At 70.7% G+C, this 26,076-nt stretch carries 25 protein-coding genes and 2 tRNA genes; 11 read left to right on the top strand and 16 right to left on the bottom strand.

The window, feature by feature from the left end; genetic code table 11:
- Nucleotides 1-28: 28 nt before the first annotated feature.
- Entirely contained in the window at nucleotides 29-172 is a 144-nt protein-coding gene (locus ACIRJP_RS15460) for a hypothetical protein (protein WP_404173241.1), read from the bottom strand.
- A 194-nt stretch (nucleotides 173-366) separates the two neighbouring features.
- Here ACIRJP_RS15460 and ACIRJP_RS15455 point away from each other — a divergent pair, with 194 nt between their 5' ends.
- Nucleotides 367-693, top strand: a complete 327-nt coding sequence (locus ACIRJP_RS15455) for an RICIN domain-containing protein (RefSeq protein WP_404173238.1) — start codon at nucleotides 367-369, stop codon at nucleotides 691-693.
- A gap of 51 nt (nucleotides 694-744) precedes the next feature.
- On the opposite strand, the gene ACIRJP_RS15450 is transcribed toward ACIRJP_RS15455, so the two are convergent.
- The 9 genes from ACIRJP_RS15450 to ACIRJP_RS15410 form a co-directional block, all read right to left on the bottom strand.
- Complete coding sequence (locus tag ACIRJP_RS15450) at nucleotides 745-1,476, bottom strand: D-Ala-D-Ala carboxypeptidase family metallohydrolase (protein WP_404173235.1); 732 nt, start codon at nucleotides 1,474-1,476, stop codon at nucleotides 745-747.
- Between the two features lie 189 nt (nucleotides 1,477-1,665).
- Nucleotides 1,666-2,304, bottom strand: a complete 639-nt coding sequence (gene def, locus ACIRJP_RS15445; protein ID WP_404173232.1) for a peptide deformylase — start codon at nucleotides 2,302-2,304, stop codon at nucleotides 1,666-1,668.
- A 140-nt stretch (nucleotides 2,305-2,444) separates the two neighbouring features.
- Entirely contained in the window at nucleotides 2,445-3,437 is a 993-nt protein-coding gene (locus ACIRJP_RS15440) for a hypothetical protein (RefSeq protein WP_072483827.1), read from the bottom strand.
- 91 nt (nucleotides 3,438-3,528) lie between these two features.
- Entirely contained in the window at nucleotides 3,529-4,794 is a 1,266-nt protein-coding gene (locus ACIRJP_RS15435) for an HD-GYP domain-containing protein (protein WP_404173228.1), read from the bottom strand.
- Nucleotides 4,791-6,257 carry an HD-GYP domain-containing protein gene (locus tag ACIRJP_RS15430; protein WP_404173225.1) on the bottom strand — a complete coding sequence of 489 codons (1,467 nt, stop codon included), beginning with the start codon at nucleotides 6,255-6,257 and terminating at the stop codon, nucleotides 4,791-4,793. Before ACIRJP_RS15430 ends, ACIRJP_RS15435 begins: the two co-directional genes overlap by 4 nt.
- Before the next feature lie 137 nt (nucleotides 6,258-6,394).
- Nucleotides 6,395-6,715, bottom strand: coding sequence for a mycothiol system anti-sigma-R factor (rsrA, locus tag ACIRJP_RS15425; RefSeq protein ID WP_124716484.1), 321 nt, complete (start codon nucleotides 6,713-6,715; stop codon nucleotides 6,395-6,397).
- Nucleotides 6,712-7,368: a sigma-70 family RNA polymerase sigma factor gene (locus ACIRJP_RS15420; RefSeq protein WP_266729806.1), complete on the bottom strand. Its 657-nt coding sequence runs from the start codon at nucleotides 7,366-7,368 to the stop codon at nucleotides 6,712-6,714. Before ACIRJP_RS15420 ends, rsrA begins: the two co-directional genes overlap by 4 nt.
- 273 nt (nucleotides 7,369-7,641) lie before the next feature.
- Nucleotides 7,642-8,319, bottom strand: a complete 678-nt coding sequence (locus ACIRJP_RS15415; RefSeq protein WP_404173221.1) for an alpha/beta family hydrolase — start codon at nucleotides 8,317-8,319, stop codon at nucleotides 7,642-7,644.
- 16 nt (nucleotides 8,320-8,335) lie between these two features.
- A complete protein-coding gene (locus ACIRJP_RS15410; RefSeq protein WP_404173218.1) occupies nucleotides 8,336-9,151 on the bottom strand; it encodes an SOS response-associated peptidase in 816 nt (271 codons plus the stop codon).
- 78 nt (nucleotides 9,152-9,229) lie between these two features.
- Here ACIRJP_RS15410 and ACIRJP_RS15405 point away from each other — a divergent pair, with 78 nt between their 5' ends.
- The 4 genes from ACIRJP_RS15405 to ACIRJP_RS15390 all read left to right on the top strand — a co-directional run bounded on the left by ACIRJP_RS15405 (nucleotide 9,230) and on the right by ACIRJP_RS15390 (nucleotide 12,956).
- Nucleotides 9,230-9,943: a M50 family metallopeptidase gene (locus tag ACIRJP_RS15405; protein WP_404173216.1), complete on the top strand. Its 714-nt coding sequence runs from the start codon at nucleotides 9,230-9,232 to the stop codon at nucleotides 9,941-9,943.
- Nucleotides 9,944-10,205: 262 nt separating this feature from the next.
- Entirely contained in the window at nucleotides 10,206-11,522 is a 1,317-nt protein-coding gene (aroA, locus tag ACIRJP_RS15400; RefSeq protein WP_404173213.1) for a 3-phosphoshikimate 1-carboxyvinyltransferase, read from the top strand.
- 3 nt (nucleotides 11,523-11,525) lie between these two features.
- Nucleotides 11,526-12,542 (top strand): ribosome small subunit-dependent GTPase A, encoded by a 1,017-nt coding sequence (gene rsgA, locus ACIRJP_RS15395; RefSeq protein ID WP_351261937.1) that lies wholly within the window; start codon nucleotides 11,526-11,528, stop codon nucleotides 12,540-12,542.
- A gap of 90 nt (nucleotides 12,543-12,632) precedes the next feature.
- A complete protein-coding gene (locus ACIRJP_RS15390) occupies nucleotides 12,633-12,956 on the top strand; it encodes a multidrug efflux SMR transporter (RefSeq protein WP_351261935.1) in 324 nt (107 codons plus the stop codon).
- Here the strand turns inward: ACIRJP_RS15390 and ACIRJP_RS15385 are convergent.
- Nucleotides 12,913-13,569, bottom strand: a complete 657-nt coding sequence (locus ACIRJP_RS15385) for a TetR/AcrR family transcriptional regulator (RefSeq protein WP_404173209.1) — start codon at nucleotides 13,567-13,569, stop codon at nucleotides 12,913-12,915. The genes ACIRJP_RS15390 and ACIRJP_RS15385 overlap by 44 nt on opposite strands.
- Nucleotides 13,570-13,708: 139 nt before the next feature.
- Here ACIRJP_RS15385 and hisN point away from each other — a divergent pair, with 139 nt between their 5' ends.
- Together hisN and ACIRJP_RS15375 are read left to right on the top strand one after the other, a co-directional pair.
- The gene (gene hisN, locus ACIRJP_RS15380) at nucleotides 13,709-14,509 is read left to right on the top strand and encodes a histidinol-phosphatase (RefSeq protein WP_376311987.1); all 801 of its coding nucleotides are present in this window, start codon (nucleotides 13,709-13,711) and stop codon (nucleotides 14,507-14,509) included.
- A gap of 213 nt (nucleotides 14,510-14,722) precedes the next feature.
- A complete protein-coding gene (locus ACIRJP_RS15375; protein WP_404173205.1) occupies nucleotides 14,723-15,127 on the top strand; it encodes a cyclic nucleotide-binding/CBS domain-containing protein in 405 nt (134 codons plus the stop codon).
- Between the two features lie 75 nt (nucleotides 15,128-15,202).
- Here ACIRJP_RS15375 and ACIRJP_RS15370 read toward each other — a convergent pair whose 3' ends face one another.
- A complete protein-coding gene (locus ACIRJP_RS15370; protein ID WP_404173202.1) occupies nucleotides 15,203-16,672 on the bottom strand; it encodes a catalase in 1,470 nt (489 codons plus the stop codon).
- Nucleotides 16,673-16,815: 143 nt separating this feature from the next.
- On the opposite strand from ACIRJP_RS15370, the gene ACIRJP_RS15365 reads away from it, so the two are divergent.
- The 4 genes from ACIRJP_RS15365 to ACIRJP_RS15350 all read left to right on the top strand — a co-directional run bounded on the left by ACIRJP_RS15365 (nucleotide 16,816) and on the right by ACIRJP_RS15350 (nucleotide 20,387).
- The gene (locus ACIRJP_RS15365) at nucleotides 16,816-17,235 is read left to right on the top strand and encodes a Fur family transcriptional regulator (protein ID WP_383714894.1); all 420 of its coding nucleotides are present in this window, start codon (nucleotides 16,816-16,818) and stop codon (nucleotides 17,233-17,235) included.
- Nucleotides 17,236-17,503: 268 nt separating this feature from the next.
- Nucleotides 17,504-18,313 carry an ABC transporter ATP-binding protein gene (locus ACIRJP_RS15360; RefSeq protein ID WP_404173199.1) on the top strand — a complete coding sequence of 270 codons (810 nt, stop codon included), beginning with the start codon at nucleotides 17,504-17,506 and terminating at the stop codon, nucleotides 18,311-18,313.
- Nucleotides 18,310-19,179, top strand: coding sequence for an ABC transporter permease (locus tag ACIRJP_RS15355; RefSeq protein ID WP_404173196.1), 870 nt, complete (start codon nucleotides 18,310-18,312; stop codon nucleotides 19,177-19,179). Before ACIRJP_RS15360 ends, ACIRJP_RS15355 begins: the two co-directional genes overlap by 4 nt.
- Before the next feature lie 68 nt (nucleotides 19,180-19,247).
- Complete coding sequence (locus ACIRJP_RS15350) at nucleotides 19,248-20,387, top strand: ABC transporter substrate-binding protein (RefSeq protein ID WP_404173193.1); 1,140 nt, start codon at nucleotides 19,248-19,250, stop codon at nucleotides 20,385-20,387.
- A gap of 53 nt (nucleotides 20,388-20,440) precedes the next feature.
- Here the strand turns inward: ACIRJP_RS15350 and ACIRJP_RS15345 are convergent.
- From ACIRJP_RS15345 to ACIRJP_RS15330, 4 genes are all read right to left on the bottom strand, one after another.
- Nucleotides 20,441-20,514: transfer RNA gene (locus tag ACIRJP_RS15345), tRNA-Met, on the bottom strand.
- 107 nt (nucleotides 20,515-20,621) lie between these two features.
- Nucleotides 20,622-22,733, bottom strand: coding sequence for a tetratricopeptide repeat protein (locus ACIRJP_RS15340; RefSeq protein ID WP_404173190.1), 2,112 nt, complete (start codon nucleotides 22,731-22,733; stop codon nucleotides 20,622-20,624).
- A gap of 213 nt (nucleotides 22,734-22,946) precedes the next feature.
- Nucleotides 22,947-23,020: transfer RNA gene (locus ACIRJP_RS15335), tRNA-Met, on the bottom strand.
- A gap of 52 nt (nucleotides 23,021-23,072) precedes the next feature.
- Nucleotides 23,073-26,051: a UPF0182 family protein gene (locus ACIRJP_RS15330; protein WP_404173435.1), complete on the bottom strand. Its 2,979-nt coding sequence runs from the start codon at nucleotides 26,049-26,051 to the stop codon at nucleotides 23,073-23,075.
- Between the last annotated feature and the right edge of the window lie 25 nt (nucleotides 26,052-26,076).

Raw genomic sequence — 26,076 nt, 5'->3', positions numbered from 1 at the left:
CGCGCCGTTTCGCGCAGACCCGCAAGCTCTACGAGAGCGACTGGACCCCGCTGCGCTTCGAGGGCGAGACCCTGCCCGCGACGGCGGCGAACGTCACCGGGGCCAAGATCAGCCTGTGGCCGGACAGCGCCGCGGCCGAGACCGAGAACGAGGTGGAGGAGAAGACCTTCATGCCGCTGCGCTTCCTGGCGGCAGGCCACCTGAGGCGGCCCGCAGCCCAGCGGGACGTACGACGGTTTCGAGGAGCTGGCCAGGCGGATCGGCCACGCGCCGGGCTGGTCGAACACCGACCGCACCCCGCTGGCCGACGGCACCTACCGGCTGACCGCCGGGGACGAGGTCCTGGTCCCCGGGGCGGACTCGGATGTGTCCCTGGTCCGCGGCGGCGCGGCCTCCTGGACGCTGACGGCGACCGCCGACGGGTACTACACGGTGCGCTCGGCCGGGACGGACCAGTGCCTGGACGCGGTGCGGGGCAAGAAGTACCTGGGCGCTCCGCTGGAGGTCGGGGCCGAGCTGTCGCTCGGTGTCTGTTCGGTGACGGCGCGCACCCAGCGCTGGCAACTGGACCCCGGGGCCGGGGCACTGACCCTGCGCAACGCCATCTCGCAGCTCTCCCTGACCCGGCAGGCCGCGGACGGCGCCGCGGTCCAGACGACGGGCGGTACGCGGCTGACGGCCGAGACCGCCTGACCGTCCCGCGCAAGGTGGGGCCCGCCGGTGCCGGCGGGCCCCACGCGCGCGTCAGATGCCGCAGTTGGGCGCGGACCAGAAGTGGCTGGGGCCCTGGTTCACGTGGACGTGGTCGTTGTGGTCCGGGTAACCCGGGCCGAGGATCCCGTTGAACCCGTGGTTGCGGGCCTGCTGGGCCAGGGTGCAGAAGGCGATCCCGCCCAGGTCGGCCGCGTCACCGTACAGATGACGGCTGTTCGAGGCCCCGCCGACCGCGCTGTTGCAGGACGTGGAGCGGAAGCCGCTGTTGACGGTGATGGGGCGGTCACCGAGCGCGTGCCGCAGCGCTTCCAGCTTCCACATGGTGCTCAGCGCGTTGGCCTTGGCGGTTCCCGCAGCGACGGCACCACCGGCCCAGGTGCTGTTGCAGTGGTTGAGCTCGGCATACGTGAAGTGCGCCGGGGTGCAGTCGTTGTCCTGGAGCTCGTAGATCTTGGCCTGGGTGGCCGGGCCCGCGATGCCGTCGGCGGCGAGGCCGTAGGCGGCCTGGAAGCGCTTGACGGCGGCGGTGGTGGCCGGTCCGTAGGAGCCGTCGACGGCGAGTACGGAGTTGTAGCCGGGGTAGCCGGCCACCCGGATCTGGAGCTGGACGACGTCGTTGCCGGTGGCGCCGGGGGACATCGTGCGGGTCCAGGTGTAGCAGCCGTCGGCCTGTGCGGTGCCGGCGGTCACCACGGCACCACCCAAAGTGAAAGCCATGGCCATGACAAGTCCGAGCAGGAGTCGTGCGGTACGTCTGAGCATGTGGGGCTCCCCGCTGTGACGGAAGTGTGGTGAGAGAGCCTGTCGGACGAGTCGACGCGCGTCAACTGCCCAGGTACGAATGACAGTTGACGCGCGTCCTGCTGCGGAATCCGGTGCGGAAGCCGCTGGGCCCGGCACCTCGCGATGCGTGCGAGGTGCCGGGCCCAGCAGTGACGACCGGGGACGCGCTCAGTCGTTCGGCACGACCTCGTAGCGCGGCGTGTTCTCCGCCATCTGCCGCAGCGCGTCCTTGCGGTCCCGCTTCGAGAGCCGGTCGATGTACAGGTAGCCGTACAGGTGGTCCGTCTCGTGCTGGAGGCAGCGGGCGAAGTAGCCGCTGCCCCGGACCTTGACCGGGTTGCCCTTGGCGTCCTGTCCGCGGACCACCGCGTAGTCCGGGCGGGCCAGCGAGGCGTACGCCGTCGGGACGGAGAGGCAGCCCTCGTTGGAGTCGTCCAGGATCCGGTCCTCGGGCGCGAGCTCTTCCAGCACCGGGTTGCAGATGGCGCCCACGTGCCGCACACCGTCGTCGTCCGGGCAGTCGTAGACGAAGACCTTGAGGTCGACACCGATCTGGTTGGCTGCCAGGCCGACGCCCTCCGCCGTCCGCTGGCTCGCGAACATGTCGTCGATCAGCCGGCCCAGCTCGTCGTCGAACTCGGTGACGTCCTTGCACTCCTTGTGGAGCACCGGGTTGCCCACGACCGTGATCGGACGGGAGGTGCCGCGCTCGCGATGTGCCGCCTCGCGCGCCTCACAGTCCTCGGTGTCAACGACGAAACCCTCGTCGTCGACGCTGATCTGCTCGTCCGTCTCCTGCTGCGCCATGTCCGCCGTACGCCTTCCTCAAACCTGAAACCCGGCCCTGGCCCGAAGTCCGGCCCTGCCTGAAACCAGGCCGACCGACGGTTTTGGGGCTGGGCACCCGAGCACCGCGACCCGGTGCCCGTACAGCCTACGGGCACCGGTCAGCAGACTTCTTCGAGATCCCGCCACTCGCGGCTGTCCGGGCTGTCCGCCACCCAGCCGTCCAGCAGACCGCGCACCAGCCCGGCCGGTGCCGCTATCCCGCACTCCCGCTCGGGCACCCACAGCTCACCGGCGGTGCGGTGGCCCAGCGGGCCCGGATGGCCCGGCTCGCTGTGGTCGTGCGGGTCGAGGTGCTCGCCGTCGCCCTCGTCGCTCTCCATCCGGCTCTCCGAGCAGGCCCGGCAGAGCAGCCGTACGGAGGACGACCAGTCCTCGGCGGCGAACCCGGCGTCGGACGCCAGCTGCTCCAGCGCGTCCCGGTCCGCCTCGGTGGCCGCTTCGAGCAGCACCACCCAGGTCGGTACGGGGGACGGCGCCCACAGCTCGATCTCGTCGAAGACCGGGTAGGAGGGCCCGGCCGCGGTGACCCGCTCGCCGTGCGGCACCCCGTCGTGCAGGACGACCTCGCCCCAGCGGCGGCCGGACGACGGCAGCGGAATGGAGAGCACCTCCATCCGGGCCGGATCGAGCCTGCGGCCCCAGACGACCTCGGCCTCGCCCTCCGGCGACAGCCGTACCGCCGCGCTGCCCAGCTCCATGCCGACCGGCTCGCTGTTGGCCGCCGAAGTGTGCTGGCCGGCGCCCGGCACCTTCAGGCCGTACGCCTGCCAGGCCCGGCGGGCCAGCGGCCAGTCCTGCAGCGCGGTGGCGGCGATCCCGACGTTCCACCAGTCGGGAGCGCCGGATTCCTTGTCGAGCAGCGCGACGGCCCGCAGGCCGGCGGCTCTCGCCTGTTCCCAGTCATGCCGGAACTTGTGCAGCAGCGCCAGGTTGAACCACGACTCCGAGAGCCAGGGTTCCAGGTCCGCCGCACGTGTCAGCAGCGCGCCCGCGTCCTCGTACCGGCCGTCGCCGATCAGCGTGAACGCGCGGTCCGTGGCCTGCCGCCAAGAGGCGGAGGGCCGATGCCGTACCTTCCCGAAGATCCTCACGATTCCCGCCTGTCCCGACTGGACACCCTCGTTTTCCGCTCTTCTTCGCATCCAACCATGCCGGGCAGGACGCCCGCTCATTACCCATGGGTTACCCGGGCAGGACCGGGGCCGGAACGCCCCGGGCCAGGACCCTGGCCAGTGATTCCACGACTTCGGGCTGATAGTCGTGGGCGGTCCCGAGCCTGAGTTGTTCCAGCGCGCCCAGCGGCCCGATGAGACTTTCCCCGCACAGGTCGTCGTATGCGTTGACGGCCCTGACGATCCTGGCGGACAACGGCTGCTCGCGGTAGGGGTCGGCCTGCCGTTCCACGACGACGGCGACCTCGGGGTCCACCCCGGTCTGGCGGACCACGGCCCCGCCGAGCAGCGCGATACGGCGCTGATCGGCGGCGGGCAGGGCGGCCGTCGCCCCGTCCGGGACCGGGTCGACCAGCGAGAGCTGGCCGATGTCGTGCATCAGGGCGGCGTGCTCCAGCACGGTCAGCCGGCTCCCGGAGAGCCCCAGCTCCCGGCCGACGGCCCGGCAGAGCACGGCGACCCGGCGGGCATGCCCGTGCGGGGTGTACCCGGCGATCTCGGTGGACCTGGCGAGCGAGGCGATGGTCTGCCGGTAGGTGATGCGCACGGCGACGAACCGCCGGAACGAGACATGGGTCAGCAGCAGCGGTACGCACAGGACGGGCAGCGCCCACAGCCCGGCGACGGCCACCCCGAGCGCCATCACGACCCCGGTCGCGCAGACCGCCGAGCCGATGCCGAGAAGGCCGCGCAGCTCGTCCCGGAGCAGCGGCGGGTAGGGGTGGCGGGTGCGCGCGCGCAGCAGCAGGGCCGCGAGCACGGCGTCGCACAGGGCGGTCAGGACGAGGATCAGGAGCAGGACGAGCACGTAGTACGGGCCCTCGCCGGACCAGCCCTCGGTGCGCCCGGTGTTGTACAGCGGCTGGAAGCACACGGCGGCGAACGTGACGGTCAGGACGCGGCGGGCCACCCGGTCGGGTGCGGGGCCGGTGCCCCGGGCCACATGGGGCACACAGGCCACGAGGTGCGCCGCGACGAGCACGGCGACCACCTGGAGGACGCCGTGCTCGGTCGGTCCGCCGCCGCTGCGGCCCAGCAGGGCGTACGCGAGGGCTCCGGCGGCGCCGAGCGGCGCGGGCTCGCGCTCGCCGGGCAGCGCGCCCCAGCGGGCCAGTTCGCCGACGGCGATGAGCACCCCGAAGGCGAGGGCGTGGCCGGGCTCGTGGACGCGGTTCCAGAGGGTGTGGCCGAGCCCGGCGACAGCGAGCAGGGCCGCGGCGGTGCGGACGGTGAGGACAACGGCGGGCAGCCGGGTCCCGGCCCTGTCCCAGGTCACCGGCGGCGGTCCGCTGGCGACTGCGGTCCGGGCACCGCACCGAGCCCGTCCGCCGGGGGCTGCGGCGGCGGTACGCGATCGAGCCCGCCGGACGACCCGCGGTGGCCCGGGACGGCCTCCGCGCTCTCGGCCCGCGGCCCGGGGACCCCGGGCCCGTTTGCCGTCCCCGCCATCGTCACCGCCGACCAGCCTTCCCGTTCGAGCCCGCGCGCCAGCGCCCTGACCATCCGCGGGTCGAACTGGGTGCCCGCACACCGCTTCAGCTCCTCCAGGGCGGCCGGCACGGGCCTGCCCCGCCGGTAGGACCGCGTCGAGGTCATCGCGTCGAAGGCGTCCGCCACCGCGACGACCCGGGCGAACTCCGGGATCTCGCGCCCGCTGAGCCCGTACGGGTAGCCGCTGCCGTCGAGCCGTTCGTGGTGGTGCAGGATCGCGGCCCGCGCCTCGCCGAGGAAGCCGATGCCGCGGACGATCTCGTGCCCGTACTCCGGGTGCAGTTCGATCACCTGTCGTTCCTCCGGCGTGAGCGGACCGTCCTTGCGGAGCACCCGGGTGGGAACGCCGAGCTTGCCGACGTCGTGCAGGATGCCGGCGAACCGGACGACCTCCAGACGGCCGGGGTCCATGCCCAGTTCGCGGGCGATGAGGACGGAGGCCCGCCCGACCCGTTCGCTGTGGCCCCGGGTGTAGGTGTCCTTGATGTCGACGGCCTGCACCAGCGCCCTGATGGTGGCGCGGTGGGCGGCGTGCTCGCGGTGATACTGCGCGAAGACCCAGCAGGAGATGTACATCGGCAGCAGGACGATCAGCGCGGACAGCGGACCGTACGGACCGCGCCACAGGACCGCCATCATCAGCCCGGCGAGTCCGTGCACCAGATGCGGTCCCAGCGAGCGCGGCAGCAGCCCGCTCCAGGCCCGCCGCAGGGGCAGCCGCTCGGCCACGGCCAGGATGGAGCCTTCCAGTGACGTCAGTACGAGGCTGAAGGCCAGGGCGGCGGCGCAGGCGGGCAGGATCGCGTAGGGCAGGTCGGGGAGCCGGCCGGGTCCGGTACCGGTGCCGCCGAGCGTGGCGGTGCCGCCGAAGAGTCCGTGGACGGACGAGGCCGCCCAGACCGTGACGGCGAGCTGCGCGGCCCGCCAGACGCGCCGTGCGGTGAACGGCGGCTGCTCGACCCGGCCGACGAGCGATCCGGGCACGGCGACGAGGGCGGCGGCAGCGGGCGGCAGCAGGAAGGCGGCGGCCAGCAGCAGCGGAAAGAACGATCCGGCGCGGATCGGCACGGAGCTGCCGAAGAAGGGGCAGCGCCCGGGGAGTTCACAGGCCAGATAGAGGCCGGTGAGCAGTGTGACGGTGACCCACGGGGTCCCGGCGCCGCTCCGCAGCGCGGGAAGCACACAGCACAGGGCCCCCAGCACGACCGCCGCGATGTGCGCGCGCGCCGCCCCGCGTGTGGCTCTCACCCGCTCGGCCCGCCCCCCAACATGGTCAATGGAGGCGCCAGGCTAGCGAGTTGTGGAACCGGTCGAGCGTCAATGAGCCCGATTAGCACATTCGGGTGATTCGGTGGCGGCGGCCGGTACGCACCAGCCGCCGGGTGTCACTCCTTGGCGGCTGTCGGCTGTCCGCTCTCGGCCGCCGTCACGTCCTGCTCGGGCACGGCCTGCCCCGAGCGGATCAGATCGATCCGGCCCATCACCTTGGACCGCAGATCACTGGGCACGTCGTCCTGGCCGCAGCAACGCTTCACCAGCTTCTTGACGGCCTGTTCCAGGCCGTACTTCTCCAGGCACGGGGAGCACTCCTCGAAGTGCACCTCGAACTTGGTGCAGTCGCTGTCGGGCATCTCGTGGTCGAGGAACTCGTAGAGATGATCGAGGACTTCCGAGCAGTCCGTCTCGTGCGGCTCTCCGCAGCTCATGAGCCCGAGCCTTTCCGATCGTCCGACTCTCCGGCGCCGGCCGGGACGAGCCCGCGCTCCCGGGCGTAGTCCTCCAGCATGCCGCGCAGCTGGCGGCGGCCCCGGTGCAGTCGGGACATCACCGTACCGATGGGAGTCCCCATGATGTCCGCGATCTCCTTGTAGGCAAAGCCCTCGACATCGGCGAGATACACGGCGATGCGGAACTCTTCGGGGATCGCCTGCAGAGCGGACTTCACGTCGGAGTCGGGCAGGTGGTCGAGCGCCTGCGACTCGGCGGACCGCAGCCCGGTCGACATGTGCGACTCGGCGCGCGCCAGCTGCCAGTCCTCGATCTCCTCGGCTGCGCTGCGCTGGGGTTCGCGCTGCTTCTTGCGGTACGAGTTGATGAACGTATTGGTGAGAATGCGGTACATCCACGCCTTGAGGTTGGTGCCCTCACGGAACTGGTGGAAGGAGCCGTACGCCTTGGCATACGTCTCCTGGACCAGGTCCTCGGCGTCCGCGGGATTGCGCGTCATGCGCAGCGCGGCCGAGTACATCTGGTCGAGGAAACCGAGCGCGTCCCGCTCGAAGCGCGCGTTGCGCTCGGCGGACGTCTCCTGTGCACGGCCGTCGTCGGTCCCTGTGTCGGTCCCAGTGACCGGACCCACCTCCTCCAACGCTGTGGCGGAGCCGAAACCGGACCCGCTCGAATCGGAGAATAGTCGACCTTGCTTCGATACGGGCTGACGTTCCGATCCGCCCGGTGCCCGCTCGGGAGTGGTCCTGGCCGCGTGCAGCACCGTCCACTCCAGGTCAGCGGCGTTCGAGCGGCGCGGGCAGATGGTCGAACCCATGCGACGGACTCCCTCTCCACGTACGACGTTGATGTACCGATGTCACCGACAACAGTGGCCCCTCCTCCAACATTCCCGGGGCGTACGTCACACGGGGGCCGACAGCCAGTCGGTCACGGCGGCGGTCAGGATCCCCATCGCCTCGTCCTGGCCGAGGCCGGCCTTCTTCGGTACGGAGAACCCGTGGTCGGCGTACGGCACTTCGGCGAGCCCGTACTCCCCCGGAGGGAATTCGGCGGGCCGCCCGAACGGGTCGTGGCCGCCCTGCACGACGAGCGTGGGCACGCCGGAGCCGAGCAGCTCGTCCGCGCGGGACTTCTCCGGCTTGCCCGGGGGGTGCAGCGGGAAGCTGAGCGCGAGGACGGCGTGGGCGCCGAGCTCCGCGGCGGTCCGGCAGGCCACCCGGGCCCCGGCGCTCCGCCCGCCCGCGACGACGGGCAGTCCGGGCGCGGCCAGCGCGGGCCACAGCCCCCGCCACCCGGAGTCCAGGGTCTTCGGGGCGGGCGCCAGCCGCTTCCCGGCGACCCGCCACGGCTGCTCCACCAGGGCCACGGTCACCCCGTGGGCGGGCAGCGCGGCGGCCAGGGCCTGGAGGTCGCGGGCCTCGATGCCGCCGCCCGCGCCATGGCCGAGGGCCAGCACCGGGCGGGCACTCCCCGTCTTCGTGGTGCCCGTCGCGGGGAACCAGGTGATCCTGGCCGGTCCGGCATCGGTGTCGACCGTTTCGGCCCGGTGGCCGGTGTCTGCAGTGCTCACGTGCCCCATCCTCCCCGCCGGGAGCTCAGAAGAGGGTGCCCACTTCCGGCGCGGCCAGTTCTTCCAGCAGTTCGGGCCCGTTGTTGCGGACGTTGCTGACGGCCGTGGCCACCGGATAGGCCCGCATCAGCCCGCCCGGCGGCGGTGCGAGCAGCGCCTTCAGCTCCTCGACGTCGGTGCGCGAGGGGTCGAGCCAGTCGTCCCAGCGGTCCGGGGTCAGCATCAGCGGCATCCGGGGGTGGATGTCGGCGAGCGTGGCCGGGCCGTCCGCGGGGGCGACGGCGAGCGGGGTGGTCTCCGCCTCGGTCGTGATCACCGTGCACGTCACCCACCAGGCCGTCGGGTGGTCGTCGGGCAGCGTCCGGTCTCGCCAGAACTCGTACAGCCCGGCCATCGCGAAGACGGATCCGTCGGCGGGGGTCACGAAGTACGGCTGCTTGCGCGGGCGCTTCTTCTTCCCCTTCTCCTCCAGCTGCCGTTCGTCCGCGCCGGTGACCCACTCGTAGTAGCCGTCGGCGGGCAGGATGCAGCGCCGGGAGACGAAGGGGCGGCGGAAGGACGGCTTCTCGTGGACGGTCTCCGCACGGGCGTTGATCATCCGCGCGGCGCCCTCCGGGGACTTCGCCCAGGAGGGCACGAGCCCCCATTTCAGCGCGCGCATCTGGCGAACCGGACGCTGGTCGTCTGCGTCTTTGAGAGGACGCTCCAGTACGGCGTAGACCTCCTTGGTGGGCGCCACGTTCCAATCGGGCGCCAGGGCCTCGGCCGGCTCCCACTTCTCGACCTGGAAGAGTCCGGTCAGGTCCTCGGGCCGCCGACTCGCTGAATACCGTCCGCACATGAGTGCCAGACTGCCACGACCGTCACACCGGCAGGACGCCGATACCGCAAGCCGATACCGCAAGGAGCCGCCCGCACCATGGACAGCACCGAACTGGGCAATCTGTGGGACCGCGTGTTCGGCACCCAGCCCGCCCCCGAGCAGTGGCTGGTGGTGGTCACCGGCACGCTCGCACTGATCGCCGTCGTACCGAACCCGATATGGCGGCTGACCCGCAACGCGATCACGATCGCGCACGAGGGCGGCCACGGGCTGATCGCGCTGCTCACCGGCCGGCAGCTGTCCGGCATCCGGCTGCACTCGGACACCAGCGGCCTGACCGTCAGCCGCGGCAAGCCGACCGGGATCGGCATGATCCTCACCGCGGCCGCCGGCTACACCGCCGCGCCGCTGCTGGGCCTGGGCGGCGCGTGGCTGCTGGTCGACGGCAGGATCACCCTGCTGCTGTGGGTGGCCACCGCGCTGCTCGCGGTGATGCTGGTGATGATCCGCAATGTGTACGGGGCGCTGACGGTGATCCTCACCGGCTCGGCCTTCCTGCTGGTGTCCTGGCTGGCCTCACCCACCTGGCAGTCGCTGTTCGCGTACACCGTGGTCTGGTTCCTGCTGCTCGGCGGCGTGCGCCCCGCATTCGAGCTCCAGTCCAAGCGGCGTCATGGCGGTGCGCCGGACTCGGACGCGGACCAGCTGTCACGGCTGACGGACGTGCCGGCCGCGCTCTGGCTCTTCCTCTTCCACGCGGTGTCGCTCTGCTCACTGATCGGCGGCGGGCGCTGGCTGCTCGGCATGTGAGGCATGCGGGGCATGAGAGGGCCTCGGCGGAGGCTGTCGGGGTCGGAGGCCGTTGAGACCGGCAATCGGGCTGTGGGAGAAGGAGCGGGGCTGGGTGCGTGCAGCTGCAGGGCGGAGGACTGAGGCAGATGGGGCCTCCCCTGCTCGAACGCAGCTGAGAGCTTGGGGAAGGAGCGTTGTCGATTGACGACAACGCCGCAGATGCGTGTGCCCAGCCCCGCGGCGCCACCCCCCGATTGCCGGTCGGTCTAAAGTGAGATCCATGACCGAAAGCTCCGTGCACCCCGCTCTCTGGCCCGCCCCGCATGCGACCGGGGCGGTCGACGCGACCGTCACCGTGCCCGGATCGAAGTCGGTCACCAACCGCGCGCTGGTCCTCGCCGCCCTCGCCGCCGAGCCCGGCTGGCTGCGCCGTCCGCTGCGTTCCCGCGACACCCTGCTGATGGCCGAGGCGCTGCGGTCGATGGGCGTGGGCATCGAGGAGGGCGTGGGCCCGGAGGGCTCGGGCGAGGCCTGGCGGGTCATCCCGGCCCGGCTGCACGGCCCGACCACGGTCGACGTCGGCAACGCCGGTACGGTCATGCGCTTCCTGCCTCCGGTCGCCACTCTCGCCGACGGCCCGGTCCGCTTCGACGGGGACCCGCGTTCGTACGAGCGCCCGCTGACCGGCGTGATCGACGCGCTGCGGGTGCTCGGCGCCCGGATCGACGACGAGGGGCGCGGCTCGCTCCCGATGACCGTGCACGGCAGCGGTGCGCTGGACGGCGGTCCGGTGGCGATCGACGCCTCCTCGTCCTCCCAGTTCGTCTCGGCGCTGCTGCTGTCCGCGCCGCGCTTCAACCAGGGGGTGGAGGTTCGTCACACCGGCGCCCGGCTCCCCTCCATGCCGCACATCCGGATGACCGTCGACATGCTGCGGGCGGTCGGCGCGCAGGTCGACGAGCCGGAGACGGGCGGCGAGCCGAACGTCTGGCGGGTCTCCCCCTCCGCCCTGCTCGGCCGTGATCTGACCATCGAGCCCGACCTCTCCAACGCCCAGCCGTTCCTCGCGGCCGCGCTGGTCACCGGCGGCCGGGTCACGATCCCCGACTGGCCCGAGCACACCACCCAGCCGGGCGACGCGCTGCGGGAGATCTTCACCACGATGGGCGGCAGCTGCGAGCTGACCGAGCACGGTCTCACCTTCACCGGTTCGGGCCGGATCCACGGCATCGACGTCGACCTCGGCGAGGTCGGCGAGCTCACCCCGGGCATCGCGGCGGTCGCGGCCCTGGCCGACTCGCCCTCCACCCTGAGCGGCGTCGCCCATCTGCGGCTGCACGAGACGGACCGGCTGGCCGCGCTCACCAAGGAGATCAACGAGCTGGGCGGCGATGTCACCGAGACCGCCGACGGCCTCCACATCCGGCCCCGCCCGCTGCGCGGAGGTACTTTCCATACCTACGACGACCACCGGATGGCGACCGCGGGGTCGATCATCGGCCTTGCCGTCCCCGGAATGGAGATCGAGAACGTGGCGACGACCGCCAAGACCCTGCCGGACTTCCCGCAGATGTGGACCGGAATGCTCGGGGCCTGAGACATGCGCCGCTACGGCAAGAACCCCGACGAGGACGACATCCGGGTCCGCCCCAACCGCAAGGGCAACCGGCCCCGTACTCACATCCGCCCGAAGCACGAGGACGCCGAGGAGGGCATGGTCCTCACCGTCGACCGGGGCCGCCTCACCTGTCTCGTCGACGGCCGTACGGTCATGGCGATGAAGGCCCGTGAGCTGGGCCGGAAGGCCGCCGTGGTGGGCGACACCGTCTCCATCGTCGGCGATCTCTCCGGCGACAAGGACACCCTCGCCCGCATCGTCCGCATCGGTGAGCGCCGCTCGGTGCTGCGCCGGACCGCGGACGACGACGATCCGTACGAGCGGGTGGTCGTCGCCAACGCCGACCAGCTGGCGATCGTCACCGCCCTGGCCGATCCGGAACCCCGGCCGCGGATGATCGACCGCTGCCTGGTCGCCGCGTACGACGGCGGACTCTCGCCGCTGCTGGTCCTCACCAAGTCCGATCTGGCCTCCCCGGACAAGCTGCTGGAGGCGTACACGCCGCTGGGCGTCCCGTTCATCGTGACCAGCCGCGAGGAGCTGGAGAACGGCGACGCGGCCGACCGGGTCCGTGAGCAGCTGAACGACCGGGTCACCGCCTTCGTCGGGCACTCCGGCGTCGGCAAGACCACACTGGTCAACGCGCTGGTGCCGAAGGACCGGCGGCGTACGACGGGTGTGGTCAACGCGGTCACCGGGCGCGGCCGGCACACCACCACCTCGGCGCTGGCGCTGCCGCTGCCCGACTACCGGGGGTGGGTGATCGACACCCCCGGCGTGCGCTCCTTCGGGCTCAACCACATCGACCCGTCCCGGGTGATCCACGCGTTCCCGGACCTGGAGCCCGGCACCGAGGAGTGCCCGCGCGGCTGCACCCACGACAGCCGTGAACCGGAATGCGCGCTGGCCGCTTGGGTCGCGGACGGCCATGCCGATCCGGCCCGGCTGGACTCGCTGCACCGGCTGCTGTCCACCCGGGAACGGCGCGAGGGCGACTGACCGGGTCACGTTTGCGATCGGCCGTCACCGGTAAGTGCATAATCACATTCAGTGTGGCAAGGCGGTCACCGACGCGGGAGGGCACTGACGATGGCGTGGCTGCTGGTCGTGGTCGCAGGACTTCTGGAGACCGGCTTCGCCGTCTGTCTGAAACTCTCGCACGGCTTCACCCGGCTCTGGCCGACCATCGCGTTCTGTGTCTTCGCCCTCGGCAGCTTCGGTCTGCTGACGATGTCGCTGAAGAAGCTCGACGTGGGCCCCGCCTACGCGGTGTGGACCGGCATCGGCGCGGCGGGGACCGCGATCTACGGCATGGTCTTCCTCGACGACGTGGTCTCCACGCTCAAGCTGGTCTCGATCTCCCTGGTGATCATCGGGGTGATCGGTCTCCAGCTCTCGGGCTCGTCCCACTGACCGCGTCCGGCGCCCGCGCCACCACGTGGCGCACCAGCGGTGCCGGTTCTCCCCCGGCCCCTGGCGGGGCGGGCACCAGTGCGTAGCTCAGGGCGAGCCGCAGCACGATCTCGCAGGTCGCGGCCAGTTCTTCCCGGTCTCGCGGTGGCCGTTCCCGCTCGAGGGCGGCTACCGCGCGTTCACCGGCCCGGCGGAGCAGTTCGGCGGGGGCCGGTGGTCCGGGATCGGTACCGCGCGGGCCGGCCAGCGGGGACGCGTACCCGGCCGGCGGGGGTCCGGGGCGGGGTAACCGCTCGCTCCAGCAGCCGGTGAGCATGGCCTTGACCAGCACGTTCGCGCGTACGGCCCGGACGGTCCAGGCAGCGGTGGCGGCCAGTCCGTCCGCCGTGCCGCCGGCCGATCGCAGCGCCTGCTCGACCCCGGCCAGATAGCCGTCGGCGGCGTCCCGCACCAGGGCGCGGGCCAGGCCGTCCTTGCCGCCGAACTCGTTGTGGAGGGTCTGCCGGGAGACGCCCGCGGCGGCTGCCACGTCGACCATGCGCACCGACGTCCAGGGCAGGGTCGCCAGCGCCGAGAGGGCGGCGTCCAGCAGTACTTCCCGCGCTGTGGGCATCGTCGCCTCCCGCGCCGAGGGCTCCGCGACCAGCGTCGGCTCGCTCCCCGGGACTGTCAATGGTCCGCGTGGCTGTCGACGGTCGGCGCGGCTCCGGCGACGTATGGCCCCGTTCACCTTCGGTCGATACTGTGACCGCATGCCCGATTACCACGATGATCTGCGCCTTGCCCATGTACTGGCGGACGCCGCCGACGCGGCGACGATGGACCGGTTCAAGGCCCTCGACCTCAAGGTCGAGACCAAGCCGGACATGACGCCGGTGAGCGAGGCCGACAAGGCCGCCGAGGAACTGATCCGCGGCCACCTGCATCGGGCCCGCCCGCGCGACGCGATCCTGGGCGAGGAATTCGGGATCGAGGGCACCGGCCCGCGGCGCTGGGTCGTCGACCCGATCGACGGCACCAAGAACTACGTGCGCGGCGTGCCCGTCTGGGCGACGCTGATCTCACTGATGGAGGCGGGCGAGGACGGCTTCCAGCCGGTGGTCGGCGTGGTGTCGGCCCCCGCGCTGAACCGGCGCTGGTGGGCGGCCAAGGGCGCCGGGGCTTACACCGGCCGCAGCCTGACCTCCGCGACCCGGATCCAGGTGTCGAAGGTGGAGCGGATCGCGGACTCCTCGTTCGCATACGCCTCGCTGAGCGGCTGGGAGGAGCAGGGCCGCCTCGACGGATTCCTGGACCTGACCCGGGCCTGCTGGCGCACGCGCGGGTACGGGGACTTCTGGCCGTACATGATGGTCGCCGAGGGTTCGGTGGACATCTGCGCGGAGCCCGAGCTCTCGCTCTGGGACATGGCCGCCAACGCGATCATCGTCCAGGAGGCGGGCGGGAGGTTCACCAGTCTGGACGGGGTCTCCGGTCCGGGCGGCGGCAACGCGGCGGCATCGAACGGACTGCTCCACCACGAGCTGCTCGGCTATCTGAACCAGCGCTACTGAGCCGGCGCTTCCGAACCGACACCACCGGCCCGGATCGCACCGGATCGCATCACCGGACCGTGTTCCCGAGGGGCGTCGCGCGCTGTCGCACGCCCCTCGGTGCGCTTCACGCCTCTTGTTCCGCCCGCACATCGGTGCAACTCTGAGAGTCCCCCCGCTTGTGAATTTGTGAATCGGCTCACGTGGCCGTTCACCAAGGAGGTGGCTCCCTTCATGCTCGTCCGTGACGCCATGAGCACACTGGTCCTCACCATCGGGCCCGCCCATACGCTCCGCCAGGCCGCCCGGCTGATGTCGGTCCGCCGTGTCGGGGCCGCGGTCGTCCTCGACCAGGACAACAGCGGGCTCGGCATCCTCACCGAACGCGACATCCTCAACGCGGTCGGCTCCGGACAGGATCCGGACGTCGAGACCGCCGCCACCCACACCACCACCGATGTGGTCTTCGCCTCGCCCACCTGGACCCTGGAAGAGGCCGCGGAGGCCATGACACACGGAGGGTTCCGCCACCTGATCGTGCTGGACGGCCACGGGCCCGTGGGCATCGTCTCCGTCCGCGACATCCTGCGCTGCTGGGCGCCCATCAGGCGCCACCACCACGCGGAACTCATCGGCTGACCCCGGCGTGAACGACCGGTGGGCCGGTCTCCCCCGAAGAGGAGACCGGCCCACCGTCGACGGCAACCGCCCGGATCAGCCGCGAAGGGCCTGGACCGCGGCCTCCAGACGCTTGCCGAAGTCGCCGTCCGCCTGGCGGAAGTTGTTGATCGCGCGCTCGGCGATGTCGTCGCGCGAGACCTTGGCGATGAACCCGGCGAGGTTCTCGATCAGCCGGGCCTTCTCGTCCTCGGAGTAGAGCCGGTAGAGGTTTCCGGCCTGCACGAAGTCGTTGTCCTCGGCGTGGGTCGGGGCCGCGTGCGTGGCGACCTCACCGGTGACCGTGGTGGGCTCCCACAGCGGACGGTCGGTCTGGGCCGGACCGCCGAAGCTGTTCGGCTCGTAGTTCTTCGCGCCCTTGTGGCGGCCGTCGTACAGGTAGCCGTCCCGGCTGTTGGTACGCGCCTCCGTGGCGTGCGGACGGTTCACCGGCAGGTGGTCGGCGTTGATGCCGACGCGGTAGCGGTGGGCGTCGCCGTACGCGAAGAGACGGCCCTGGAGCATCTTGTCGGGGGACGGACCGATGCCCGGCACGAAGTGCGCGGGGCTGAAGATCGACTGCTCGGTCTCCGCGAAGATGTTCTCCGGGTTCCGGTTGAGCTCCAGCTTCCCGATCTCGATCGGCGGGTAGTCCGCGTGCGGCCACACCTTGGTGAGGTCGAACGGGTTGAAGCGGTACGTGGCCGCCTCGGCCGCCGGCATGATCTGGACCTGCACCGTCCAGGACGGGAAGTCGCCGCGCTCGATCGCCTCGCGCAGGTCGCGCTGGTGGCTGTCCGGGTCCTCACCGGCGAGCTTGTTGGCCTCGGCCTGGGTGAGGTTCTTGATGCCCTGGTCGGTCTTGAAGTGGTACTTGACCCAGAAGACCTCGCCGGCCTCGTTGTTCCACTGGAACGTGTGCGAGCCGTACCCGTTCATGTGGCGCAGCGTGGCCGGGATGCCACGGTCGCCGAAGAGCCAGGTCACCTGGTGGGTGGACTCGGGCGACAGACCCCAGAAGTCCCAGACGTTGTCCGCCTCCTGCGAGCCGGTGTACGGGTCGCGCTTCTGGGTGTGGATGAAGTCCGGGAACTTGATGGCGTCCTTGATGAAGAACACCGGGGTGTTGTTGCCGACGAGGTCGTAGTTGCCCTCTTCGGTGTAGAACTTCAGCGCGAAACCGCGGGGGTCGCGCACCGCGTCGGCCGAGCCGAGGTTGCCCGCGACGGTCGAGAAGCGCAGGAAGGTCTCGGTCTGCTTGCCGACTTCGGAGAGGAACTTGGCGCGCGTCCACTGCGAGACGTCGCGGGTCAGCGTGAACGTGCCGTACGCGCCGGCGCCGCGGGCGTGCACGATGCGCTCCGGAATGCGCTCACGGTTGAAGTGAGCCAGTTTCTCCAGCAACGACTGGTCCTGCACCAGGACGGGACCGCCGACGCCCGCGGTCTGGCTGTTCTGGTTGTCGGCGACCGGCGCGCCGGCCTCCGTGGTGAGCGGTCCCTGCGTCACGTGCGCCTCCTGCGTCATTCCTGCACATTCGTCTCGAACTGCACAGCCTGTCCCTTGGCGTATGCCATTGCCGATCCTACAATGGACTTAGTCCAAGTCAAGTGAACATCCAAAGTCACACTCGTTCGGGACCTGGTCCCTTCACTGTTAGGCTTGTTTCTATGAGTGACCTGTTGGAACGACTCCGCGGACGCGGCTGGCGCATGACCGCGCAGCGGCGCGTCGTGGCCGAGGTCCTCGACGGGGACCATGTGCACCTGACGGCCGACGAGGTCCACGCGCGGGCCGTGGCCAAGCTGCCCGAGATCTCCCGCGCCACCGTGTACAACACGCTGGGCGAAATGGTGTCGCTCGGCGAGGTCATCGAGGTCTCCACGGACCGCCGCGCCAAGCGGTACGACCCGAACGCCCACCGCCCCCATCACCACCTCGTCTGCGCGAGCTGCGGCACGATCCGCGACGTACACCCGGCCGGCGACCCGATGGCGGACCTGCCGAGCGACGAGCGCTTCGGTTTCACGGTATCCGGCGTCGAGGTCACCTACCGAGGCGTCTGCCCCAACTGCGCGGCGACCGGCTGAGCCGGACGAGCGACAGAAGGCCCCGGTGCGAGCTTGGGTTCTAACGGTCCTCGCAACACCCGCGATCTGTGGGGGTTGCGAGGATCCCTAGAACCCAAGGAGCGTCATTCGCACCGGGGCCTTCCGCGTAAATCCCCTCGGGAACGACGCCCCCCGCCACCGGCACGTGCGCACCCCCTTCCCGAATCTGACGGGTAGTCATATCGTCTGCGGCGATCACCTCCGCCCCGCGGCGGATCCGCACCTCGATACGCGCGAGGAGAGACCCGTGGGAGTTCCGCACCCGACCCCACCCGCAACCGCAACCGCCAGTCCCAAACTCCGCGCCGACGCGCTCACCCGCTCGTTCGGGCGCGGCGCCAAGGCCCTGCCCGCTCTCGGCCCGCTCGGTCTCTCCGTCGCACCGGGCGAGTTCACCTGCATCGTCGGCCCGTCCGGCTGCGGCAAGTCCACGCTGCTCAGGATCGCCGCCGGACTGCTCCGCCCCAGCTCCGGCGAGCTGGCCATCCGTACGGCCTCGCCCCGCCCGGCGGCGATGATCTTCCAGGACTACGGCATCTACGACTGGAAGACCGTGCTCGCCAATGTCCGGTTCGGCCTCGACATCCAACGCGTACCGCGCAAGGAGGCTGATGCCAGGGCGCGCGACTGGCTGGCCCGGATGGGTCTCTCCGACTTCGCCGGGGCTTATCCGGCCACCCTTTCCGGTGGGATGCGGCAACGGGTCGCGATCGCCCGCGCCCTGGCCGTGGAACCCGAGATCCTGCTGATGGACGAGCCGTTCGCGGCGCTCGACGCCCAGCTGCGCACCATCCTCCAGGACGAGCTGCTCGACCTCACCCAGACCACCCGCACCACCACCCTCTTCATCACCCACAGCCTCGAAGAGGCGATCGTGCTCGGGGACAGGGTGCTGGTGATGTCCGCCAGACCGGGGCGGATCATCGCCGAGCGCCGCCCGCCGTTCGGCCGGCCGCGCACCGGCGAGGTCCGGTCGGCACCCGAGTTCACCGCGCTCAAGAGCGAGTTGTGGGAGCTCCTGCGCGGCGAGGTACGCAGGGAGGCGGTCCTGGCATGAGCGTCACCGTGAACGCCACGAAGTCCGACGACGGCGTCCTGATCCGCAGACCGGGCCTGCAGGAACTGCACCCGGTACGCACCCACCGCAGGCGCCGCACCCTGGAGATCGCGCTCGCCGTCGCCGTACCGCTACTCCTCGTGCTGCTCTGGCAACTGGCCGCCGCACAGTCCTGGATCGACGCCCGGGTCTACCCCGCCCCCTCCACCATCCTGGCGGACGGCCTGGACCGGGCGGGCGCCGGTGAACTGTGGCCGGACGTGTGGGCCACGCTCAAGCGGGTCCTGGGCGGCTATGCGATCGGCACCGTCGCGGGGTACGCCCTCGGCCTGCTGATGGGCTCGCTCTCCCTCGTACGGGCGGCACTGGAGCCGTTGCTCGACGCCCTGTACGTCGTGCCGAAACTGGCCCTGCTGCCGGTCTTCCTCAATATGTTCGGCCTCGGTGAGGGACCGCAGATCGCCCTGGTGGCCGCGACCGTCTTCTTCTTCGTCTGGATCTCCACCATGGCGGCCGTGCTCGCCGTCCCGGTCGGCCACCGTGACGCCGGTCAGGTCTTCGGCGCCTCGCCCTGGCAGATGTTCCGCCATGTGCTGCTTCCCGCCTCGCTGCCCGCGGTCCTGGTCGGGGCACGGATCGCGGCGGGAGTGGCGGTGCTCGTCATCGTCGCCTCCGAACAGATCGCCGCGGCCGACGGTCTGGGCCATCTGATCTTCGACTCCCGGGCGCTGTTCCAGAACGACGTGATGTTCGTCGGCATCGCGTGTGTGGCGGTCCTCGGTGTCGTCTTCTCCGAAGTGGTGCGGATCGCGGGACGGCTGCTCACGCCATGGGCCCCGCGCGACCGTGGCCGCGGTCGGTCCTGAAGGGCTCCCCACACTCCTCGACGGCCGGTCCCGAACGGCTCTCTCCACGCTCCTCGTACGGAGGCACTGTGCGTACCCACACCCTTTTCATCCGCACCGCCGTGCTCGTCACGGCATCCCTGCTCGGCGCGGCAGGCTGCGCCGGGCCGGAGTCCGGCGGCGACGGCGCCGCCGCACCGCGCACCGTCCGGCCCGTCGCGGGCTGCGGCGCCGACAGCTGGACCGACCCGGCCGAACTCGCCCCCGACCGGAAGGCGGCCCGCTGCGACAAGGGCGCCCCGGCGGCCCAGCACCTGGCGAAGCGGCGGAAGGTCACTGTGGCCACCGGCACCCTGAGCGCGGAGTACGTCGCTCCGCTCCAGGTCGCGGTGGCGAAGGGCGAGTTCGCGAAGGAGGGGCTGGACGTCGAGCTGAAGGTACTGCCCACCCCGGACGCCCTGCCGCTGCTCGCCAAGGGCGACGTGGACGCCCAGTGGGCGGCTCCCGAGGCAGCCGTGATGAACGGCATCAACGGCGGCTTCGACATCAAGTGGGTCGCGGGGAACTTCTCCCCCGACCCCACCTCCAAGAGCGGCCTGTGGGTGCGTCTCAAGGACGGCGAGAGCGCAGATCACGTCGAGATGGCAGGCCGGAAGCTCGGCACCATGATCGGCAAGGGCTCCGTCATCGCGTACCCGATGGACACCTCCCTGAAGAAGCACGGCGGCGGCCTCGACAAGATCAGCTTCCAGCAGCTCGGTTCCGCGGATGTGCTGACCGCACTGCAGAACGGCGGCGTGGACTCCGCCTGGCTGCTCGACCCGATCTGGCGCAAGGTGGACGGCGACACGAAGTACGCGTTCCTGGGCGGCCAGCCCGTCGGTGAACCGCTCGGCGGCCTGCTCTTCGGCCCGACACTGCTGAACAAGGACCCGGACGCGGGTGTCGCCTTTCTCCGCGCCTACATCCGGACGGTGAACACCTATTTCGCCGGGGACTACAAGTCCGATCCCGCGTTCGTCGCCGAGCTGGCGAAGCTGATGAAGACCGACGAGGCCACGCTGCGGTCGACCCCGTCGATGCGGATGGACTGGGAGATACGGAAGGGCACGACGGACCGGCTGCAGGAGGCATACGCCGATTCGGGCGTCTCGAAGGGCGCCCCGGTGCCGGAGTCGAAGGCCGTCGACCGGGCGATGTACTCGGAGGCGGTGGGCCACAAGCTCTGACGCAATGCACAGAAGGCCGGATCCTCTGAAAGGATCCGGCCTTCTGTCTTCAGTAGCGGGGACAGGATTTGAACCTGCGACCTCTGGGTTATGAGCCCAGCGAGCTACCGAGCTGCTCCACCCCGCGTCGTTGTGTTTAGAACTGTACGTCACCGCTGCCGACCAGCGCAAATCGATTCCGGGGCGCGAGAGGAAGGGGCGCCGCTCCCCCCGGTGCCCCGGCCGGCTTCTGCCCTAAGCGGTCAGCTCCTGGTGCAGCGCCTCCCGCAGCCGGGCCGCCCGCTCGGCGACTTCCGCCGGGCCCAGCTCGACCGCCCGCGCACACCAGCGCTGCCCCTCGGCGAGCTCACCCCGGCGGGCGGCCAGCAGGGCGAGGCGCAGGGCCGCCCGCCCGTGTCCGTCGTTCGCGGCCCGGCTCCACCACAGCGCGGCCTCGCGCTCACTGCCCTCGCGGGCGAGCAGCAGCCCGAGGTTGAAGGCGCCGTTACGGCTGCCCGACTCGGCGGCCTCGCGGTACCAGCGGGCGGCGCTGTCCACGTCGCCCCGGGCCGCCGCGAGCATTCCGACCCGTACCTGGGCGCGGCGGTGCCCCTGCTCGGCGGCCCGCTCGTACCACTCCTCGCACTCGGTCTTCTCCGGCATCGGCTCCCCGAGCGCGGGGGGGCCGGGTGGCGGCTGCCGCGAGTCCAGCACCCCGGCCAGCCGGAAGGCGGCCTCCGCGCTGCCACCGCCCGCCGCACAGCGCAGATGGCGCTCCGCCTCCTGCTCCTCGCCCTGGTGCAGCAGGGCCATGCCGACCTGGAGGGCGGCCTCGGTGTGGCCGGCCGCCGCGGCACGCTCGTACCAGACCAGTGCCGCACGGTCCTCGTCGCGCCCGGCGTACAGGATGCCGAGGTTGAACGCCGCGTCGACGCTGCCCGCCTCGGCCGCCTTGGAGAACCACGGCTCGGCGCCGGTCGCGTCGCCCGCCTGGAGCAGGAGCACGGCCAGTGCGTTGGCGGCCTCGCGGTGGCCCGCGTACGCGGCGCGGCGGTACCACTGCTCGGCCTGCGGCGTACGGTCCTGGGCCGCGCAGAGCAGGCCGAGGTTGTAGGCACCGTTGACGTCGCCCGCGTCCATCGCGGCGCGGTACCAGCGCTCGGCGGTCTGCTGTTCGCCACGGGCCGCGTGCAGGGCGCCCAGGGCGTTGGCGGCGTTTCCGTCGCCGTCCTGGGCCGCGCGAAGCCACCACACGGCGGCGCTCTCCTCGTCGCCCGCGTCACGCAGCAGGAAGCCGAGCGCACAGGCGGCGCGCGCCTCGCCCGCCTTCGCGGAGATGAGGTACCAGCGGCCGGCCTCCTTGGGCTCGCCGCGCTGTTCGAGGATGGCGCCGAGGTGCAGAGCGGCACGCCGGTGGCCGCGCGCGGCGGCCTGCCGGTACCACTGCTCTGCCTCGCCCACCCGCCCGGTCGCCGGACCCGCAACCGGGCCGTCGTCCCTGCGTGCCACGGGCCGGCCGGTGGCGCCGGGGCGCTCACCGGCGCCGGGGCCGAGACCGGGGCGGCCGAAGGCGTCGTGCGGGTCGTCGGCGGCGTTGCGGTACAGCATGCGTGCGAGGCGGTACGCGGCCTCCCGGTGCCCCTGCTCGGCGGCGGCGCGCAGCCAGCGCTCCGCGCCGACATCGCTGCGGTGTTCCAGCAGGTCGGCCAAGGCGTACGCGCCCAGCGCGTGGCCCTGCTCGGCGGACTGCCTCAGCCAGTACTCGGCGCCGGGCTCGTCGCCGCGCTCGCGGTAGTGGCGGCCCAGCGCGTGCGCGGCGGCGGCGGACCCCGCGACGGCGGCGATGCGCCACCAGCCGGCCGCGTCGTCGATGTATCCGCGCTGGTGAAGCAGGACGCCCAGGTTGTTGGCCGCGGCCCGGTCGCCGTCCGCGGTGGCCCCGCGCAGATAGGGCTCCGCTCCGTCCAGGTCGCCGCGGCGCAGCAGCAGGGCGCCGAGGACGCTCATCGACGCGGTGTCCCCGGCATCGGCGGCGCGACGGTGACGTGCCTCACTCTCGGCGCTCTCCGGGCTCTCGGCGCTCCCGGGGGCCTCCGTGGCCCCGGTGTTCCTTTCGGCCCCGGCGCTTCCCGTGTTCTCTGTGAACTCCGTGCTCTCGACGGTCGCGGCACACCCCGCAGTCTCGGCAGTTTCGGTCGCCTTGATGATCTCAGGTGTCTCGGGTGTCTCCGGTGTGTCAGTGGTCTCGTTGTTCTCCGTGACGGAAACACCAAAAGCCGCATTCGTCGCATTCTCTGGCCGATGAACGCGACGTTGCACAAACCGCCCTGTCTCCAACAGAGTTGCCCTGTCCCCCATAAATACCATCGTCGCACCGCCTGCCACCCGCGTACACCTGGTATAGCGCGGCCAGTTAGGTCACTTCAGCGTTTTGTCGACATGCCCACAGAGAGATAAGTCAAACACGTCCGGAGCCAACTCGTGCCCCGCGAACCGCACTTCACGCACCTTGAACAAGAAAGTCGCCGTGACACGACGAAGGCCCGGATCCTCGAAAGGATCCGGGCCTTCGTCTTTCAGTAGCGGGGACAGGATTTGAACCTGCGACCTCTGGGTTATGAGCCCAGCGAGCTACCGAGCTGCTCCACCCCGCGTCGTTGTGGTGAAACCGTACCACGACGCGGGGGTGAGCCTTTACCGGGTTACTCAGCCACCACTGTCAGCACCGGATGGTTTGTCGCCCTTGTCAGTGCTATCCGCCTTGTCTGGTTTATTCGTCTTGTCCGAACTGCTCGCGCCGTTCCCGCCGCTCGCGTTGTTCGCACTGCCCGACTTGGGCTGGGCGGCCGCCGCACGCTGGAGCGCGTCCTGCAGATCCGCCTGGGCCTTGCCGTAGGCGGCCCAGTCCTGCTCCTTGAGGGCCGCCTCGCCCTCCGAGTAGGCCTTCTGCGCATCCGCGATCGCCTTCTTCAGCGCCGCGTCTCCGGTGGCCGGCGGCTCCGTGGTGCCCGGGGGCCTGGTGGTGTCCGGCGGGGTGGTGCCGGAGTCCGTCACCCCGAAGACCGCGTTGAGCGCCTCCCCGAGACTGTTCTCGAAGACGGTCTTCGACCCGTACGAGGCGGCGACCTTGCGCAGCAGCGGATAGTTCTGCGTGCCACCGCGCGTGTACACCGGCTCGATGTAGAGGAAGCCCCCCTCCAACGGCACGGTCAGCAGGTTGCCGTACTCGATGTCGGAGTCGGTTCCCTTCAGGTTCCTCACGAACTCGGCGACGTCGTCGTTGCCGTTGAGCTCGCTCTGTACCTGGCCTGGGCCCTTCACCGTGGTAGTGACTCTCAGCAGACGTATCGTGCCGTAGTCCTTGCTGGCCGCATCGGCGTCCACCGCCATGAACGCCCCGAGGTCGGGCCGCCCCTTCGGCGTGAAGGTCGTCGTCAGCGAGAACTTCTGAGCCGTCTGGTCCGGCATCTTTATGCTCAGGTAGTACGGCGGGACGGCACCGGACTCCTTGTTGGTCGGGTCGTCCGGGACCTGCCACGCGTCACTGCCGCTGTAGAACTGCGCGGGGTTCGTGACGTGGTAGCGGGTGAGCAGTTCGCGCTGCACCTTGAACAGGTCCTGCGGGTAGCGCAGGTGGGCCATGAGCTCCTGCGGGATGTCCGCCCTGGGCTCCACCGTCCCGGGGAACGCCTTGCGCCAGGTCTTGAGGACCGGGTCCTCGGTGTCCCACTCGTAGAGCTTGACCTTGCCGTCGTAGGCGTCGACGGTGGCCTTCACCGAGTTGCGGATGTAGTTGACCTGGTTCTGCTGGGCCACGACCGCACGCTGGTTGGTGGTCAGCGAGTCGGCCGTGGTGTCACCGAGCGTCGTACGGGAGGCGTACGGGTAGCCGTTGGTGGTGGTGTACGCGTCGACGACCCACTGGATGCGGCCGTTCACCACGGCCGGGTAGGCGTCGCCGTCGATGGTCAGCCACGGGGCGACCGCCTCGACGCGCTCCTTGGGCGTGCGGTTGTAGAGAATCCGCGAGCCCTCGCCGATGGCCCCCGAGTAGAGGATCTGCGGCTCACTGAACGAGACGGCGTACGCGGCGCGGTTGAACGCGTTGGAGAGACTGACCCCGCTGTCGCCCTTGTAACTGGTGGTCTTCTCGCCGTCCTCCTCGTAGTCGAGCTCCTTCTGGGGCCCGCCGACGATGGAGTACTGCTCGGTCTTCTCGCCGTAGTAGATCTGCTGCTCGTACTTGCCGAGATCACCCGACGTCGGCAGGCCGGACTCGGTGAAGTCCGGGGAACCCTTCGGGTTCTTGCCCGTCGTCGTACCCCGGGCCGCGATGGCGCCGTAGCCGTGGGTGTAGGTGAAGTGGTCGTTGATCCAGTTGCGCTTGGGGATGCCGTCGAGGTTGAGCTCGCGCAGACCGATGACCGTGTCCTGGTCCTTGCCGGCGGCGTCCTTGTAGCGGTCGACGTCCAGCGTCTTGGGGAACTGGTAGTAGTTCCTCTTCTGCTGGAGCTGCTGGAAGGCCGGAGAGACGACGTTGGGGTCCATCACCCGGTAGCTGGCCGCCTCGTTCGCGCTGGCGCGCAGCTTGGCGTCGTCGTCCGTCGTGCTCTTGCCGGAGTAGTCGTCGACCTGCGCGTCGTCGATGTCGTAGGCGTCACGCGTCGCTTCGATGTTCTTCCGGATGAACGGGGCTTCCTTGGCCTGCTCGTTCGGCTGGACCTGGAACTTCTGCACGATCGCCGGGTACAGCCCGCCGATCAGGATCGCCGAGAGCACCATCAGGCCGAAGCCGATCACCGGGAGCTGCCAGGTGCGGCGCCAGAGCGTCGCGAAGAACAGCACGGCGCAGATCGCGGCGATGCAGAACAGGATGGTCTTCGCCGGCAGATAGGCGTTGGCGTCGACGTACCGCAGCCCCGTCCAGTTGTCCGTGGCCTTGAAGTCGCTGGACTTCACGGCCAGGCCGTACCGATCGAGCCAGTACGCCACTGCTTTCAGCGAGACGAAGACGCCGAGCAGCACCGACAGATGGCCTGTGGCCGCACCGGTCGCCCGCGCTCCGGGGCTGGTGATGCGCAGCCCGCCGTACAGGTAGTGGGTCATCGCGGCGGCGATCAGCGAGAGCACCGTGGCCGCGAAGCCGAAGCCCAGCAGGAAGCGGTACCAGGGCAGATCGAAGGCGTAGAAGGACACGTCCAGATGGAACTGGGGGTCCTTCTGTCCGAACGCCACGCCGTTCACATACATCAGCCAGGTACGCCACTGGCCGGAGGCGGATGCTCCGGCGATCAGACCGACGAGCGCGGTGATCGCGAGCAGCACCCACTTCTTGTGCGGGGCGAGGCTCATCCGGTAGCGGTCCAGGCTCTGCTGTTCCAGGGACATCGCGCTCAGCGGCGGCCGGAGCCGGTGCGCGAGCCAGATATTCAGGCCGACGGCGACAGCCATCAGCAGTCCGAAGACGAGGAACAGCCCGATCTTGGTCCACAGCGTGGTGGTGAAGACGGACGAATAATCGACCGACCGATACCACAGCCAGTCAGTCCAGAACCCGGCGAACATGACGAACGCCATGGCGAGAACCGCCAGGACGCCCAATGTCATGAGCAGGGTACGGGCACGCCGGGACGGGCGGCCGACTCTGATCCGTGGCCCGGTCGGGCCTCCGCCGCGGTCCGGCATCTGGAAAGCCAACGTGCGCACCTCG

This window comes from Streptomyces sp. NPDC102437 (assembly GCF_044765565.1).
In the GTDB taxonomy this organism is placed as follows: Bacteria; Actinomycetota; Actinomycetes; order Streptomycetales; family Streptomycetaceae; genus Streptomyces.
This window is presented reverse-complemented; position numbering and strand designations above follow the sequence as displayed.

Bases quoted from the DNA above. Each gene is read 5' to 3' on its own strand.
- ACIRJP_RS15340 (WP_404173190.1), bottom strand. From the start codon at position 22,733: ATGGTATTTATGGGGGACAGGGCAACTCTGTTGGAGACAGGGCGGTTT.
- ACIRJP_RS15370 (WP_404173202.1), bottom strand. From the start codon at position 16,672: ATGACGCAGGAGGCGCACGTGACGCAGGGACCGCTCACCACGGAGGCC.
- ACIRJP_RS15330 (WP_404173435.1), bottom strand. From the start codon at position 26,051: ATGCCGGACCGCGGCGGAGGCCCGACCGGGCCACGGATCAGAGTCGGC.
- ACIRJP_RS15385 (WP_404173209.1), bottom strand. From the start codon at position 13,569: ATGCCCACAGCGCGGGAAGTACTGCTGGACGCCGCCCTCTCGGCGCTG.
- def (WP_404173232.1), bottom strand. From the start codon at position 2,304: ATGGCGCAGCAGGAGACGGACGAGCAGATCAGCGTCGACGACGAGGGT.
- ACIRJP_RS15355 (WP_404173196.1), top strand. From the start codon at position 18,310: ATGAGCGTCACCGTGAACGCCACGAAGTCCGACGACGGCGTCCTGATC.
- ACIRJP_RS15405 (WP_404173216.1), top strand. From the start codon at position 9,230: ATGGACAGCACCGAACTGGGCAATCTGTGGGACCGCGTGTTCGGCACC.
- ACIRJP_RS15365 (WP_383714894.1), top strand. From the start codon at position 16,816: ATGAGTGACCTGTTGGAACGACTCCGCGGACGCGGCTGGCGCATGACC.
- ACIRJP_RS15410 (WP_404173218.1), bottom strand. From the start codon at position 9,151: ATGTGCGGACGGTATTCAGCGAGTCGGCGGCCCGAGGACCTGACCGGA.
- hisN (WP_376311987.1), top strand. From the start codon at position 13,709: ATGCCCGATTACCACGATGATCTGCGCCTTGCCCATGTACTGGCGGAC.
- ACIRJP_RS15450 (WP_404173235.1), bottom strand. From the start codon at position 1,476: ATGCTCAGACGTACCGCACGACTCCTGCTCGGACTTGTCATGGCCATG.
- ACIRJP_RS15460 (WP_404173241.1), bottom strand. From the start codon at position 172: ATGAAGGTCTTCTCCTCCACCTCGTTCTCGGTCTCGGCCGCGGCGCTG.
- rsrA (WP_124716484.1), bottom strand. From the start codon at position 6,715: ATGAGCTGCGGAGAGCCGCACGAGACGGACTGCTCGGAAGTCCTCGAT.
- ACIRJP_RS15375 (WP_404173205.1), top strand. From the start codon at position 14,723: ATGCTCGTCCGTGACGCCATGAGCACACTGGTCCTCACCATCGGGCCC.
- rsgA (WP_351261937.1), top strand. From the start codon at position 11,526: ATGCGCCGCTACGGCAAGAACCCCGACGAGGACGACATCCGGGTCCGC.
- aroA (WP_404173213.1), top strand. From the start codon at position 10,206: ATGACCGAAAGCTCCGTGCACCCCGCTCTCTGGCCCGCCCCGCATGCG.
- ACIRJP_RS15390 (WP_351261935.1), top strand. From the start codon at position 12,633: ATGGCGTGGCTGCTGGTCGTGGTCGCAGGACTTCTGGAGACCGGCTTC.
- ACIRJP_RS15415 (WP_404173221.1), bottom strand. From the start codon at position 8,319: ATGGGGCACGTGAGCACTGCAGACACCGGCCACCGGGCCGAAACGGTC.